The following is a 16,363-nucleotide window of genomic DNA, read 5'->3' on the forward strand; positions in this document are numbered from 1 at the left end:
GGGGGAGGTGGGGGAGGGAAGAAGAGAAGTTTTTTCCGATTATTACCCGTCAAAATAAATTTGACGAACTACTAGTAGAAACAGAAAAATAATTAGTTATTAGTCATTAGTCATTAGTCATTAGTCATTAGCAAAGATAATTTACAACTGACAACTGACAACTGACAACTGACAACTGACAACTGACAACCAACAACTAACAACTGACTAAGGACAAAAACAGTGAATCTAGCAGAAGGAGTACAGTCTGTATCACTTGGCATTCTTGGTGTAATGATGATTGGGACAGCACTCGGTGTAGTGTTATTCTCTAACATTGTTTATTCCGCGTTTTTGCTGGGAGGTGTATTCATCAGTATAGCGGGAATGTACTTATTGCTAAATGGTGATTTTGTCGCATCAGCACAAATCCTAATTTATGTTGGTGCTATTAACGTTTTAATTCTGTTTGCCATTATGTTGGTAAACAAAAGACAGGATTTTTCACCATTACCTAGTGCTGGATTAAGAAAAGTATTTACAGCTATAGTCAGTTTTGGACTATTTGCGCTTTTAAGTACAATGGTATTAGCTACACCTTGGGCTTATACAATTAATCCCGTAGTTAATCAAAATTCCATCGTTGTCATTGGTGAGCATTTCTTCAGCGACTTTTTGCTACCCTTTGAATTAGCTTCCGTCCTCTTGCTAATAGCGATGGTAGGCGCAATTATTTTGGCGCGTCGGGAATATCTCCCTGACCAAGTACCAACCACTGAACTACAACAAACAATTTTAACCCTACCAGAACGTCCCAAAGAACTCATCTCCACTGGTAGCACCACTACAAATGCCGAATAGCAACTGGAAAGAGATATCAAGGTTAAAAAACTTCTGTCTTTTGCCTTTTAACTCTTGCCTTTTGCCTCTTGCCTATTCCTTGACAACTGACAATCATGCAACTCCAATACTTTTTATTACTAGCCGCAGCTTTGTTTTGCATTGGGATTTATGGCTTAATTACCAGTCGGAACGCAGTGCGGGTACTCATGTCAATTGAGTTATTGCTAAATGCCGTTAATCTAAATTTAATGGCATTTTCCAACTTCCTGGATTCAACCTTAATTAAGGGTCAGGTTTTTACCGTTTTCGTGATTACCGTAGCAGCAGCAGAAGCAGCAGTAGGTTTAGCGATCGTTCTGACTATTTATCGCAACCGCGATACCGTTGATATGGAGCAGTTTAATCTTCTGAAGTGGTAATAGTTAGTGCAACTCAAGCAGGTAATCATTGCTTATAAAGCCCGAGATCCCCAGAGTCAACGCTGGGCTGAACTCTGTGCTAAACAACTAGAAAATCGTCAGTGCCAAGTATTGATGGGACCTAGTGGTCCAAAAGATAACCCCTATCCGGTTTTTTTGGCCTCTGCTAACCAACCAATTGATTTAGCTTTGGTACTCGGTGGTGATGGTACTGTCTTAACTGGCGCTAGGCATTTAGCTCCAGCCGGCATTCCCATTCTCGGAGTCAATGTAGGCGGACATTTGGGGTTTTTAACCGAGTCAGTAGATGAGTTTCAAGATCCAGAAATAGTTTGGGACAGGCTGTTAGAAGATCGTTATGCTATCCAACGGCGGATGATGTTACAAGCAGCGGTATATGAAGGAACTGGCTCAAATTTAGAACCCGTAACTGAAAGTTACTTGGCTTTAAATGAGTTTTGTGTCAAACCCGCTTCTGCTGACAGAATGATTACCTCAATTCTGGAAATGGAAATTGATGGTGAAATAGTAGATCAATATGTGGGAGATGGGTTAATTATCTCTACTCCCACAGGTTCTACTGGTTATACTGTTTCTGCCAGCGGACCAATTATCCATGATGGGATGGAAGCAATTACTATCACTCCCATTTGTCCAATGAGTCTTTCTAGTCGTCCTCTGGTTTTACCCCCCGGTTCGGTGGTTAGTATTTGGCCTTTGGGCGATTATGATTTAAGCACCAAACTCTGGATGGATGGTGTTTTATCTACTTCTATTTGGCCTGGACATCGTGTTGATGTGCGAATGGCTGATTGTCGCGCTAAGTTTATTGTCTTACGGGCAAATAATTCATATTACCAAACATTGCGGGAGAAGTTACTGTGGGCAGGAACAAGAGTTCGTTACAACAATAATCACCGTAATTGATGTTTATGTTTATTTTCTAAACTTTCACCCCGTCACGCCTGTAATTCTCAATCAATTTTCGCCCCCAATTGCAATTTATTTGGGGGTTTTTTATGTCTACTCTTAGAGGGTGTTTGAAAAGTATTATACTCAAAAGGGCTTGATTGTTTGATTCTTAACGTAAAACATCTATCCCGCAAAGAACTTAAGTCGTCTCGTTCCCAGTCTCTGACTGGGAATGAATTCTAGAAGGCTCTGCCTTCAATGATATTAGAGGCAGAGCCTCATCAACTGCATTCCTAGTCAGAGACTAGGAAAGAGATGTGGTAGGGATTTGAGCTTAAGTTGACACATATCAACACTGCTAAACCCCTTGTAAAGGGGGGAAACAATAAAAATCCAGTTCCCTCCCCTTTATAAGGGCAGGGTTAGGGAGGGGTAAAACAATGTACACAAAAAATGCAAAAAATCGTCTAATTAGATACAATTTATGAACATTAGAAGAAGTTTTGGAGAATAACATGGTCTTATTAAAAGGCTTTGAGATTGAGATATACACTGGCACACCTCAAGGTGACATTGTGGGACTATCGGACAAGATTGTTACAAATTTAGATGGATTTATGCGTGAACCGGATAGCCGGAATGTGGAGTACATAACTCAACCATCTATCAATTATGACAGTTTATTGTGTGCTTTGTTACGACCCAGAAAGACGTTGCGGAATTATCTCCAAGGTTTAGATAATTATACTTTGATACCAGGTAGTACATTATCTTTGCAAGGAAGCCAAAGCTTTTTGCGTTCTGACCCTACGAATCCCTATCATGATTACATTGAACAAACCTATGGCACAAAGGTAGTTACAGCCAGCGTCCATATCAATATTGGTATCAGTGACCCAGAAATATTAATGCGTGCCTGTCGGGTCATCAGAATGGAAGCACCTCTATTTTTAGCTATGAGTGCCTCTTCTCCTTTCCTGGATAGTAAAACCACAGGTTATCATTCCACTCGCTGGGGACTATTTCCCCAAACCCCTGATTATGTTCCCTTATTTGCTAGTCATGCTGATCATATTCAATGGGTAAATGAACAGTTGGCGGCTGGAACAATGCAAAATGTCCGGCATTTGTGGACATCAGTACGTCCCAATGGCGATCGCCGACCTTATGATCTAAATCGGTTAGAATTGCGAATTTGTGATTTAGTGACAGATCCTATTGCCTTGTTAGCGATGACAGCAATGCTGGAAGCGCGGTTAATCCAAATTATTGACAACCCCAGTATTGATCCTTTAACTCAAAGCCCGTTTTCTCCCGAAGAACTGATTACCTTAACCAGAAGCAACGAAATGGCTGCCGCCACTGACAGTCTGGATGCAAGATTACAGCGATGGCAAGATGGTAGCAGTATCCTGGCTAGAGATTGGATAGCACAAATCTATCAAGAAGTTTGGAGTATCGCCAAACAACAGGGCTTTAGTTGTTTCTTATCCCCCTTGCAAAAAATCCTGCGAGAAGGCAATGAAGCTCAACAATGGTTGCAACTGCATAAAGTAGGCATTGATATTCAGCGTGTAATTGCTCAAGCTATTATTGCCACCCAAGAACGGGAAACCGAATTAGAAAGCAAGCTATGTTCATCTGTGAGGCAATAAGGGAGAGGCAAGAGGGAATAGGCAAAGATAAATATTCTCCTCACTCAGATCCTCCTTTCCTCTTGCTGAATGATTTAAAAAAATAATCACAGGGCAATACTTCGTACATATTAAAAAAAACTATATATCGCCTCTACATTTTGGTAGATTTTTAGACAGTAAGAAATTTCCTAATATACAATTTAGAGCTGAGAAAGATGCCCCAGATAGTTTTAGTCAACCCACAAATTCCTCCTAATACTGGCAATATTGCCCGGACTTGTGCTGCTACAGGTACGGAATTACATCTAGTTGGTCCATTAGGATTTGAAATTAGCGATCGCTATCTCAAACGAGCCGGGTTAGATTATTGGCCTTACGTTAAATTCCATTATCATAATTCCATAGAAACATTTCAAGACGCACATAAACAACGTGGAGGTAGATGCTTAGGTTTTAGCGTTCGTGGTAATTTTAACTACATTAATTTTGAATTTCAACCGGATGACTGGCTACTCTTTGGCAGTGAAACAGCAGGATTACCAGACACCATTCTTTCCACTTGTGACTCCACCTTATATATTCCCATGAATGAACCTGGCGTGAGGAGCTTGAACCTATCAGTCAGCGTCGCCATAGGTTTATTTGAATGTCGTCGTCAGTTAGGCTATTTACAATAATTCATATTCACCAACAGAAATTTAGGATTAACTGTGATAGAAACATATTTATCAGCATCAATCATGCCAACACCCTTGAAAACAATGTTGCGTAAAATACATAAGCAAAAAGTTAATCATGATAAATACTGATAAAATCTGCTAACATGACATAAGAAATTTGTATAGATACTTTCAGGGTGATCTAACCAACAAGGATAGATTTTAGTTAATTCTCAACTTATGACTCAAAAAAACAGAAAATCCCCAACACCTTGACTCTCAATGAATCGGACAATATTGTATCCAGAAATACAACAAAATCATGCAAAAATCGTGGATGTTGTATACGGTTGTTTTTTAGGGAAGAATAAAAGTAAAATCTCGTATTGATAAAACGGATTTAGTCAAAAAATCTTGAAAACGTCTACAGCGGGATCATTGCTATTGTAGAAATTGTCCCAGATCATGAGCTAACGAAGACAATAAACCTAACCAAGTTATGATATTTGTTTAGTTCTGTGTTTTTGCAGCAAAATGACTGAGGATGACTCTCAACAGTAAAAATTTCTAGGTTGTGAGGAGTGACTTAGACAAGGCAGCACCAAAAACTTTAGAGTTTACAAAAGTGTGGAACTTGTTTAAATCAGAGAAGCACGTTAATCTTGCGTAAGTGTCTCTGGTGAATGTGATCTTGATGTATGGTTTAATGTGATATCAATCATGAATTAATATCCAAACTTAAAAATCAAGATTCAGTTAAACGCTAGTGATCATTAGGAGGTCGTCTTTGAAACGAGCATTGAAAAAAAGAGATAAGGCTGTGTTGAACAATACCCCCAGCGGCGATGATGCCCCGGTAGAGCAAACAAATTATGAGATCAATCCCAAAATGACTCGCCGGGCGCGGACTCATCGGGCAGCCATGATTGGCTTGGCAATATCCATGGGAGCAACCAGCCTTTTGGTGACTCGACAAAGCGATCAAGCCCAAGCAGCGGCCCCTGTTGGCAGTCAAAAAGCAGCTTCAACAAATCCATCTGTTGCTGAGACTGAGATGAAATTTGCCGCCACTAAACTGGAAGCCCCAACCGTCTCACCCACAGGTGAGTTAGGCAATCCAGTGATATTGGAACCAACAGTAGTCTCACAAGTACCTGGGCTTGAAGCTAAATGGCAAATTGCAACCAACAGCACAGCCGTCGAAGGCACTGCATCCAACGTAATTTCCCCAGCCAAATCAGTTGACAGAAATTCTGTCCACTCACAATTAGCGCCGGGAGTAAGCTATAGCCCAATTCAGGCGACATTACCAACAAATAACCAACAGCCTGAGACAGCATCAAAGTTGTCTACAGTGGAAGAGGTTACTGGCAGTACCCAAAATTTGTCAGCAGGCGAGTTAGCCGGCGGTAATGTTGATGCCCAATTAAAAGCACAGCAGGAATTTGCCCTGAATCGCTTACAGGAAAAATCAATCCGCTTAAGAAATAGTTTGGCAGACTTACGGTCTGAACAAACTCAAGATTTATTAAAAACTGGTATTCAAGAAGCACAGCCAACCACTGTAGCTAATAGATCCGTACCAGAACAATCGCAGAACTTGACTGATTTCCAACAATCCGATCTGATTTATCGGTTGAAACAGAACAAAGAAACAAGTGCGACGATACAGCAAATACCTGTTCCTGCATCAGCCTCAACAAAAGTTGTTGCACAATTGTCTGCTTCAACATATCAAGTGAAGCCCGGAGACACCTTAGCGGAAATTGCTAACAGTTATGGTACTTCAGTTTCTGAGCTAGTTAGAACTAACAACCTGAGTGATCCTAATCAACTGCAAATTAATCAAAGGTTAATTATTCCTGCCGACAAGATATTAGAAGCCTCCAGCCAGGTAGATAATTCTTCTTTAAATAACCCTAGTTTTAACCCTAGATCATTTGTTGCCAACAATACCAGTGTAACAATTCCTGCCCCAAAAATAAATGAGCAGGTAGAAGGGATTGAAACTCCGGCTACCAATAGCGTGGCTATCCCAGTCCCAGTGGTGACACAAGAGCAAGAACAGACTAATTATCCTACTATTGCTAACCGAATAAATGTTCCTGCACCAATAGTCCCAGATAGCCAAGGGCAGGCGACTATTCCTATTGTTATTCCCAAAGCCTTACCTACTCCCAGTAACTCTTACGGCTTAGGCGGTGATGCTCCATTACCAAGAGCTTTTTCCCAAAAGCAGGGTTCACAAAAACCCGTGCAAAAGGTATCTCAAGCCAAAGGTAATGAACGTATCCGTAGCTTGCAAGCAGAAATTGAGAGATTGCGTTATAAATACCGCGCTCAACAATCTGGTGTAGCTGTTACAGCCCCTGAAAACAATATTCAGTCTGTACCTGTTGCTATTGAATCATCTAATAAATTCACAGTATCTCAAGCGAATGCCATCCAGATTGCCGTACCTCAAGCAATATTGCCCAGCTACAGCAATCAACCACTTAAGACTCTGGTAACAGCATCCGCTCCCACCAACGAGCCAATTAACCCAGAATTTCTGCCTAGCAAAACTGGCGCTAGATGGAATTCTCCCCCCAAATCATCTGGCATTAAGTTAACAGTGCCTCCTGCTCGTACTAGTGCCTCTGACTCTTTAGGAAAATTGCGAGGAACTTCTGTTTCTCCCGCTTTACCACCTATAGCCGCAGTGGATATCCACTTGCCTCAGACCACTGAAGACAATCCCAGTTTCCCAGCTAATTCTTCCACCACAGGCTACATTTGGCCTGCTAAGGGAGTTCTAACATCTGGTTATGGCTGGCGCTGGGGAAGAATGCACAGGGGGATTGATATTGCTAACTCAACCGGCACACCTATTTATGCTTCATCTGCTGGTGTAGTGGAGAAAGCTGGCTGGAACAGCGGTGGTTACGGTAACGTTGTGGATATCCGTCATGATGATGGTAGCCTGACTCGCTATGGACATAACAGCCGAATTTTGGTGCAATCTGGTCAACGAGTGCAACAAGGTCAGCCAATCGCGGCTATGGGTAGCACCGGTTTCAGCACTGGACCTCATAGTCACTTTGAAGTTCATCCATCTGGCAAGGGTGCTGTTAACCCTATCGCTTTCTTACCCAATCGCATTTAATTCTCGCTGGTTGGGGATTTAGTGATTCTTGGGTTAATTGAGGGGGGTGAACTCCCTCTTTTTATTTTGAAAGTAAAAATTTGGAAGTTGATAGTTGTCAAATGCAAATTGGTGTGCTATCTTAATATAAGTTGATAAAACAACGTGGCTCAGTAGCTCAGTTGGTTAGAGTACGGGACTCATAAGCCTGGGGTCGTCAGTTCAAATCTGACCTGAGCCATTAAAAACAATATGATATATAAGGGGTAGAAACAGCTTGATAATTTCTACCCATAACTATCCATATATTACTGTTTGTCCAAGTCTTCAATAAGTTGATCAATAAAATCCCTCAACCGTTGCTGCTGTGTCAGGGACGGTTTTAATTTTTTCCCTGACTCCAGGTAAAACCTTAAATTACAAAAGAAGGGAACTCTTAACTGGGAACAGGGAACTCTTAACTGGGAACTTTTAACTGGGAGCAAATAAGAAACATTCATTTGCACCAGTTTAGAGCTTCAGTCAAAAAAAGGATGTTTTTAAAAGATGCGTAGCACGAAAAAAACAGTGTCATTATTTCAATCTCATGTTTTTAAACATGAGTTTTTCCTGTTGCCCGTTCCCTGTTCCCTCTGAACATCAGCGATTGACTTGTATAAAAAGTTAGTCGCCGAGGTTAAATCTGAACACAGTTCTTTATGTCCGTGTCAGCACAAAAACTCAGTTACTAGACCTTGATACACAAATATAATTTTTAGGTAAAACTTACCCAGGATGTCGAGTAGTCAAGGATGTTGCTAGTGGCGCACAAAATTACTCAAGGGACTTTTCACAATTAACCCTCCATTCCTCCCATCACCAAACTGAGTACAGTTTTGGTGGGGGTCTCCTGGAGGTTTAGGTGGAATTCTTAGTAAGCCAAGCCCATGCTGCGAGTGGTTTCAGCGCCTAAATAAACGCGAATACTCAAAAAGTCGGTGGGGCAAGCAGTTTCACAACGCTTACAACCTACACAGTCTTCAGTGCGGGGAGAAGCAGCCACTTGAGCAGCCTTACAGCCATCCCAAGGAACCATTTCTAGTACGTCAGTAGGGCAAGCGCGGACGCATTGTGTACAGCCAATGCAGGTGTCGTAGATTTTTACGGTATGAGACATTGAAAAAACTGCTCCTTTCGGGTGTTCTTCTGAGGTGAAATAATCATAATCAAGGCATAGTTTACCCCAGAGCTTGATAGCTTGTAAGCAAAATGCTACATAACTTTAAACAATGTAATAGACACCTTAACTAATTTATCTCCCAAAATTGCTGTTACATAGCTGTAATCAGCAACATCGCCATTTAGTGTTTACCCAACTTACTCCCTGTAAAACATGGCAATTTGTAAAGATGTGTAAATTAACAGTCGTTTTCTGGAGGTCATCTATCATACCTGTGATCTATCCTCTATAGATTGATCAACCCTGGTTAAGTTGTGATGGAATATTAACTTTTAAATGACGTTATAATCCTGTAAAGACGTTTTATCAAACGTTGCTACAAAAATGGGGAACGAAGCAACAATATCGTCAAAATATTGCGATACTCTATAGTAAATCACATCACATAAACTGATCATGGACTTAAATTCTTTACCCACTGAGGTAATTTTGACACATCCGCGTCAGTCTCTTGGTAAGTTACAACTTGATTGGACACCCCAACCGGGAAACTATCTTGATTTTGAAGGTAAAACCTACGCAGTTTTAGAGCGTTGTCATAGATATCAGCTTAGAGGAGGACGCTATAGTTTACATAATATCGCTATTTATGTCCAAAAAGCCCAAAGACCGGAAGAAAAAAGTTTAGTAGAGGGACGTTGGGTTATCGGTGATGCTACCTGTAACTATAATGCTCTTTCAGAAATTATCCGTTGTGCTGTTAACCCAGAAGGACCATGTAAATCCTGTCGGTTCTATGAAAATTAGGGAACAGGGAACAGGGAACAGGGAACAGGGAACAGGGAACAGGGAACAGGGAACAGATGGAGAGACGATGTTACCCAATCACCAATTACCAATTACCAATTACCAATTACCAATTACCAATTACCAATTACCAATTACCAATTACCAATTACCCATTACCTCACCAACAGTTAATCGAGTCCCATTGACAAAATCCCATCCTGATTGGGGACGTTTACCTGTTAATTGCACTTCTCGCAGCAGTAATAAACCTGCGCCTGTTTGGACAATTGCTCCTAGTCCTTTAGTAATATTTACTACTTCTCCAGGTTGACCTGATATAGTTGATAAGTTGGGTATTTTGTTAATTTTTTCCTGTAACTGCTCTGGTAATTCTTGAATATACGCAGCTTCTATGGGAACGGTAGCAGTGATTTTCAATGGTTGATTGCGGAAGCTGGCAATACAGTTAGGATAAAAGCCGCGAATTTGATTGTGTAATTGAATGGCACTTTTTGCCCAGTCTATGTCATAGTCTGGTTTTTGAATCAAAGATGCGTAAGTGGCTGTGGTATGGTCTTGAGGAATGGGTGTAATTTCCTGACGTTCTAGTTTATATAGGGTTTCTATGAGTAAATCTGCCCCAGCGATCGCTAACTTTTCCGCTAAAATCTGAGCATTATCTAGTAAATTAATTGGTGTAGTTGCTTTGAGGAGCATATCACCTGTATCCATGCCCTTATCCATAAGCATAGTTGTAATCCCGGTTTCTTTTTCACCATTGTAGATACTCCACTGAATTGGTGCAGCCCCGCGATATTGAGGGAGAATTGATCCATGTACGTTGACACAACCTAGCTTTGGCATATCTAATATTTTCTTAGACAAAATTTGTCCATAAGCAATGACTACAAACACATCTGCTTCCATCTGCTTGAGTCGTGTTAAGGTTTCAACATCTTTTTTGAGTCTTTCCGGTTGCCATACTGGAATATGATGATCTGTAGCTAAGGTTTTCACGGGGGAAGGTGTCAGTTTATTCCCACGTTCTCGGCGTTTATCTGGTTGGGTAATTACAGCAAGTACCTGAAAATCACTGTTTTCTAAGAGTTTTTTAAAGGTGGGAATCGCAAAATCTGGAGTGCCAAAAAATACTATTTTCATTAGTTATTAATCATTAATTACGAGTCATGAGTCATTAATTAATGGTAAGTGTGTTCATCATCACTGACAACTGCGACATCTGAATATTAATAAAATTATGTTGAGCATTTTTGATTATGGGAAATAAATTTTCATGGTTTGATGGTATAGTGTTTATTATTAGTTGAGTAAAAACAGCTTCGATAAACTATCAATAGTCCAAGTAGTTAGTTCGGCAATACTTTCGGTTCGGAAGCCTATCATTATTTGCATCTACTGTTGACGGATTTTGTGCGTCTGGCTGTGTTTTAGAGTTGGTCATTTCTCTACTAAATCAAAATTATTCGATAATTGCCCAAGTTCAAAGTAAACTGTGTTTGCTTAATCGCAGCGGTTACGAGTGTAAATTACAGTTTGTTGTCCTGGTGTATGAATTTAATGTTTTTGTTTACTATTGATCGTGCATCAGTTAATCTGAATTTGCCAATATATAGGTTCTGATCGGGTAAGTCCTGCGCTATTATATCCAGCCAGAAACAAAGCATATTATTGGGAAATTACTTGATTTAAAAGGATGTTTGAAAACTTTTTGACGAATTATATTCGCCTCAGTTAGTATGAATTTAGACTTTTAAGTAATTGGAAAAAATATTTACAGTCATTGCGAGCGAAGGGAAGCAATCACAACCCTTGTAATTGCTTCATTTCACTTCGTTCCATATGGCTAACGCCACGCTTCGCTTACGCAATGAAATTGTGTAATTAATTCTGTCTCACTACTTAAAACAACCTCTAAGACAAGTTTTAATATCATCTCTAGATTTTAGCCACGTAGGTGTTCAGCCAAAACCGGATTTTAGGGGCTTTGAATGGGGGAGACTGACATCAGTAAATTAACATTCAGAATGCCGATCAATTCGATTCTTAATCAAGTGCTGACGGCTGAATGTTTGAATTTATGCTCCTGATAAACATACCTATATTCTACTGGTATTAAATATGGATGTTGCTTGAACTGACAATAATGATGGTATTTGTTAACAGATGTAATTTACTGTTAACTTCTATCCCGTCATGATTGTATATTATGTAAAGATTATGAGGGGGTAAATGGTGACAATAAAACTTTTGTAAAGCAATGCAACATTTGAATAAATTATCTCGTAAAAGCTTTTGGTTTGTTGATATACATATAGTCATAGCTTTTTTCCATTTCTGTATAAATACTGCCCGCACTTAGCAACTGCCCCCTAGAGAGTCTCATCATGCTTAAACCCCTTTTGGTGTCAGGATGGTTCCGTGTTCAACCATTTCTCAAGTACATTGCCATAGTTATTATAATTTCACCTTTCGTGGGAATATCTATTAATGCTACCTTAGCGAAACAATTAGAAGCAGCAATTGTGAGTTCGGGAATTAGCAAATCTCATCCAAAATTGACAGAAAATTCTGCTACTAAGCAATTAAATTTACAATTTGCTCAAGTTAACTCTCAAACAGGAAAAATATCCGTTGGTGAAGGGATACATTCATTACCGAAAGATGGGGTGACTTCAGGGGTAGAAAGAGAAAGTTATCAAGTGGGGAATAATGTTGTTAGTGAAACTGTAACATCAGTTAATGTGGCACAATTTCTAAACCCAACATCGGTTAATCAAGTTAATTTAATTCAAAAATCACAAGACGCAAAAGCAGAAGCTGATTTAAATTCTCCAGTCAGTGAGAATGCTGTATCTAAGGAATTGGCAACATCAACAGTTACACCTAAAACCGGAGAAATCCCTGTTAGTGAACAGCAAAATGAGTCAGAGACAGCACAAACTGATCCCATAGGTAGTCCCCACCCTATCCCTTGGCAATGGATTTTGGCTACTCAAGAAGCGGTTGGGGGAAAAGGTGGTTCTGGTGTCCGCTACTATCGGAGTATTCCTGTAGTTTCTCCTGATGGCAAGTATGCGATTTATAGTCGGGTGCAAATGCAAGTAAAACCGGAAATGCACAATAGCCGAGTTAATAGTGTGTTGTTTGTGGAAGATAGACAAACCAAGCGGTTACGGGTGATGACATCAACGAACTTGGTAATTGATCCGCTGTTAAAGAGACAGGCTAGTTTGTCAGTAGAAACGGATCGTGATGGAAATATGGGTGTATTAGTGCCTGTGAGTTGGTCTGAAAAAGGCGATCGCTTTTTAGCCCGTAAATTTGTGGCTATTTTTAATACCGCAGATGCCACAGATCAGGCTGTAATTTGGAATCGTCAACAAAATCATCTCAATGTAGTTAGTCCTGTGCAATCGCAAGATGATCACGAAAAAATAGCTATTTTGTTAGGTTGGAGTAAAAAGCAACCTAATGATGTGTTATTCCGTGCTGGTGAATTAGGGGAGGAAAATTGGCCCTTGTTGCAAGTGACTAATGATGGTAGAACTGTAGATATTTCAGCAGAAGGGGATCAGGCGGTAACTTTTGGTGAAAGAGGTAGCATTTGGGCTGATCCACAGCTTGCTTCTCGATAATGGTGTCTAAACTGTGATTTTTATGGTTTTTATGATTTTTATGATTTTTATTAACTCATTAAAATCACATAAATCATAGTTAAGAAATTGCGCTGCTGACTAGAATTACCGTAATATCAACACCAGAGGCGATCTCTTCGGGAATGTTTCCTTGAATGGCTCGATAATGGTGTCTAAACTATGATTTTTATGGTTTTTATGATTTTTATGATGTAATTTGATGCATATTTTTTGTCAGAACAAAGATGGTCAATAACTCATTAAAATCACATAAATCATAGTTAAGAAATTGCACTGCTGACTAAAATTACCGTAATATCAACACCAGAGGCGATCGCTTCGGGAATGTTTCCTTGAATGGCTCGATAATGGTGTCTAAACTATGATTTTTATGGTTTTTATGATTTTTATGATTTTTATTAACTCATTAAAATCACATAAATCATAGTTAAGAAATTGCGCTGCTGACTAGAATTACCGTAATATCAACACCAGAGGCGATCGCTTCGGGAATGTTTCCTTGAATGGCTTGTTGTAATAGTCCCTCACGGGAAGCACCCAAGACTACAACATCGAAACCTTCAGTTTTCACCAACTCAATTACTCCAGTGGTGACAGATTCAGCTTGTAAAGATGCAGCAACAACATTGCCTTGTAAATTACGGTGACGCATTAATTGCCGGGTAGATGCTTCTAAAACTGTCATATCAGGTGCAGTTTCCCCAGGTTTAACTACTTGGGTTAAGCGAATTTCTATCTCATTTTTCAAAGTGACTAAAGCTGGTAATAATTTGATGGCTATGGGTGCATTTGGTCCCCCAGCCATAGGGACTAACCATCGTTTAAATTGTTGATATGAATGGCAATTATTGCCTAATTTTACTAAAACAACATCACAATTTGCTTGACGAATTACCGTATCTACAACATTGCCAAAAATCCTGCCGGGGGTAGATGTATTTCCCTTCCAACCCATGAAAATTAGATCTATGTATCGTTCCTTAGTGGTTTCTAAAATTGCTTGGGCAACATCATGGGCGACCCGAATTTGGGTATGAATGGGAATGTGCAGTTTTTTGGCTAAACTTTCGGCTTGTCGGAGTAAGCGGCGGCTTCTTGCGGTGTTGACTGGGGTTTCCCCTGGGGAAACGTGACGGGATACTAAGATGATTTGTAAACATTCTATTTCATAATGGCGATCGCGGGCAATAGCGGCAGCCATTTCTAGTAATACGGGGGCGGTTTCCGGGTTAGCAATGGTAACTAATAATCTCCCTCTGCCAATACTAGGCGATCGAGTTTGGTAAACTAAATAAGAAGGTTCTGCTTGGGGACCTGTCACCCCATTCTCGCCATTCAAATGATCTGCTTCGGCGCGAATAATATCAGCGCGAGTAATAATCCCAATTAATTTTTTACCATCTACCACAGGTAAACGACTAATTTGATATCTATCTAATAAATAGAGAACATGACTTAATCTATCTGCTGGTGTCACCGTCACCGGCTTAGGTGTCATAATTTCTTTTAAAAGAGTTTCATGGGGCAAAAGATGATTCCGAATCTTCTGTAAATCAGTTTGGGAAACTAAGCCGACTAATTTATTATTTTCTACTACAGGAAAACCGCGATGATGGGAACGAGAAAAAGCCTTAATCACTTCATCTCCCGTCATTTCTGCTTCTAAAGTTTCCACCAAGCACTGCATCACATCCTTAGCAGTTAACTGAGTTAATATCCCTTGGGTTGGACTATTTTTTTGAATAACAATCCCGTTTAATTTTAAAAGTTTGTCATAGAGTGAACCAGGAACAACCTTCTCCGCTACCAGATAAGATGTCACAGATACCACCATTAAAGGTAAGACTAAATTAAAATCTGTCGTCATTTCAAAAACAATCACAATTGCAGTAATGGGAACTTTAGAAACCGCGCTAAAAAATCCCCCCATTCCGGCTAATGCGTAGGTAGTCGGTGAACCAAATCCAAATACTTGCAATTCACATACGCCAATAATATGTCCTAAACAAGAACCTAAAATTAAACTGGGTGCAAATAATCCCCCAGGTGCGCCCGAACCAAAGGCAATTAATGTTAAAATGAATTGGGCAATAAAGGCAATTCCCGCTAAAGGAATATTTGGTTCACTGGCAATCATAAACTCCCGTAAACCCGTATTATCCCGAAAAGTTTCTGGCAGCAAAGACATAATTAAACCCGAAGCCAAACCAGCTATTGCTACCCGCAAAGGTAAACTAATATGTAAACGGCGGTAAGCTTGAATACTAAAAATTAATCCCTGATTAAATAAAGCTGCTAATAAACCCGCTAAAATTCCTAAAATTAATAAAGTCGGAATTTCTAATAGGGAAAAACTGCTAGAGTGATTAATTAGTTTTAAGTCTAGTTGAAAACTCCCACCACCTAACCAGCGGGAAATCACGCCACCAATAAAAGAAGCGATAATTGCCGTTCCTAAAGTTAAACCTGATAAATCTTGTAATAATTCTTCAATAATAAATAAGACCCCGGCTAGAGGCGCATTAAAAGCCGCTGCTAAACCAGCCCCCGCCCCCGCGGCAATCATTTGGCGGCGATGATCTGGAGAAGTGGGAACTAAGCGACTCATACCCGCCGCTAACCCCGCACCAACTTGAACTGTCGGTCCCTGTCTACCCAAGGTTAATCCTGAACCCAAGGCGATAATTGCTGAGATTAACTTGACAAAAGCTACTCTCCATGATAACTTAATTGGCACATTTGCCAGAGCGGCTTTGACTTGGGGAATCCCACTACCAGAGGCTTCTGGTGCTAATCGTTGGACTAACCAACCGGAAAGAAACCCCAAACTTAAACCAATAATTGGCAGAGTTATCCACGCAGGGAAAATATGGGTTGTATGCACTCGCCATGTTCCCAACCACCCTGAACCTTGTTTGAGTAAGACCGCAGATAGGGCGGCTACTATCCCAATTACAGAAGCTTCTGCTATGGCTAGTCCCTTTCTAGGTTGCCAAAAGTTCCGAAACTGCTGGGTTAGCATTGTCAGGGAAATCATAGATTTTAAGTTTAAATTTTTAATCTTTAAATTTTAAAGTAGGTGAACACAATAAAACCAAACTGTGTAAAGAAACGTAAAATCGCCCAAACCCTCTTCACTCTTGCCTATTGCCTATTGCCTTGCCA

11 protein-coding genes and 1 tRNA gene are annotated in these 16,363 nt (G+C 40.2%); 9 read left to right on the forward strand and 3 right to left on the reverse strand.

The genetic code is table 11. The features are described from left to right. Positions 1–222: 222 nt before the first annotated feature. The 7 genes from IQ228_RS07605 to IQ228_RS07635 all read left to right on the forward strand — a co-directional run bounded on the left by IQ228_RS07605 (position 223) and on the right by IQ228_RS07635 (position 7,814). Complete coding sequence (locus tag IQ228_RS07605; RefSeq protein WP_027402455.1) at positions 223–840, forward strand: NADH-quinone oxidoreductase subunit J; 618 nt, start codon at positions 223–225, stop codon at positions 838–840. Between the two features lie 95 nt (positions 841–935). Beyond that, complete coding sequence (gene nuoK, locus IQ228_RS07610) at positions 936–1,241, forward strand: NADH-quinone oxidoreductase subunit NuoK (protein WP_015080280.1); 306 nt, start codon at positions 936–938, stop codon at positions 1,239–1,241. 6 nt (positions 1,242–1,247) lie between these two features. Further along, positions 1,248–2,168, forward strand: a complete 921-nt coding sequence (locus tag IQ228_RS07615) for an NAD(+) kinase (RefSeq protein WP_027402456.1) — start codon at positions 1,248–1,250, stop codon at positions 2,166–2,168. A gap of 500 nt (positions 2,169–2,668) precedes the next feature. After that, positions 2,669–3,808 carry a glutamate--cysteine ligase gene (gene gshA, locus IQ228_RS07620; RefSeq protein ID WP_027402457.1) on the forward strand — a complete coding sequence of 380 codons (1,140 nt, stop codon included), beginning with the start codon at positions 2,669–2,671 and terminating at the stop codon, positions 3,806–3,808. 197 nt (positions 3,809–4,005) lie between these two features. Next, complete coding sequence (locus IQ228_RS07625; protein WP_027402458.1) at positions 4,006–4,467, forward strand: tRNA (cytidine(34)-2'-O)-methyltransferase; 462 nt, start codon at positions 4,006–4,008, stop codon at positions 4,465–4,467. A 769-nt stretch (positions 4,468–5,236) separates the two neighbouring features. Next, positions 5,237–7,594: a peptidoglycan DD-metalloendopeptidase family protein gene (locus IQ228_RS07630; RefSeq protein ID WP_027402459.1), complete on the forward strand. Its 2,358-nt coding sequence runs from the start codon at positions 5,237–5,239 to the stop codon at positions 7,592–7,594. 146 nt (positions 7,595–7,740) lie between these two features. Further along, positions 7,741–7,814: transfer RNA gene (locus IQ228_RS07635), tRNA-Met, on the forward strand. Between the two features lie 669 nt (positions 7,815–8,483). Here IQ228_RS07635 and psaC read toward each other — a convergent pair. Next, complete coding sequence (gene psaC / locus IQ228_RS07640; RefSeq protein ID WP_015080270.1) at positions 8,484–8,729, reverse strand: photosystem I iron-sulfur center protein PsaC; 246 nt, start codon at positions 8,727–8,729, stop codon at positions 8,484–8,486. Between the two features lie 459 nt (positions 8,730–9,188). On the opposite strand from psaC, the gene IQ228_RS07645 reads away from it, so the two are divergent. After that, entirely contained in the window at positions 9,189–9,539 is a 351-nt protein-coding gene (locus tag IQ228_RS07645; RefSeq protein ID WP_027402460.1) for a DUF6464 family protein, read from the forward strand. A gap of 141 nt (positions 9,540–9,680) precedes the next feature. On the opposite strand, the gene fmt is transcribed toward IQ228_RS07645, so the two are convergent. Next, positions 9,681–10,682 (reverse strand): methionyl-tRNA formyltransferase, encoded by a 1,002-nt coding sequence (gene fmt / locus IQ228_RS07650; protein ID WP_193962547.1) that lies wholly within the window; start codon positions 10,680–10,682, stop codon positions 9,681–9,683. 1,244 nt (positions 10,683–11,926) lie between these two features. Here fmt and IQ228_RS07655 point away from each other — a divergent pair. Continuing rightward, positions 11,927–13,177, forward strand: coding sequence for a hypothetical protein (locus IQ228_RS07655; protein WP_193962548.1), 1,251 nt, complete (start codon positions 11,927–11,929; stop codon positions 13,175–13,177). A gap of 448 nt (positions 13,178–13,625) precedes the next feature. Here the strand turns inward: IQ228_RS07655 and IQ228_RS07660 are convergent, their stop codons facing one another. Beyond that, positions 13,626–16,235, reverse strand: coding sequence for a chloride channel protein (locus tag IQ228_RS07660; RefSeq protein WP_228043748.1), 2,610 nt, complete (start codon positions 16,233–16,235; stop codon positions 13,626–13,628). Positions 16,236–16,363 lie beyond the last annotated feature (128 nt).

Source organism: Dolichospermum sp. LEGE 00246 (assembly GCF_015207865.1).
In the GTDB taxonomy this organism is placed as follows: Bacteria; Cyanobacteriota; Cyanobacteriia; order Cyanobacteriales; family Nostocaceae; genus Dolichospermum; species Dolichospermum heterosporum.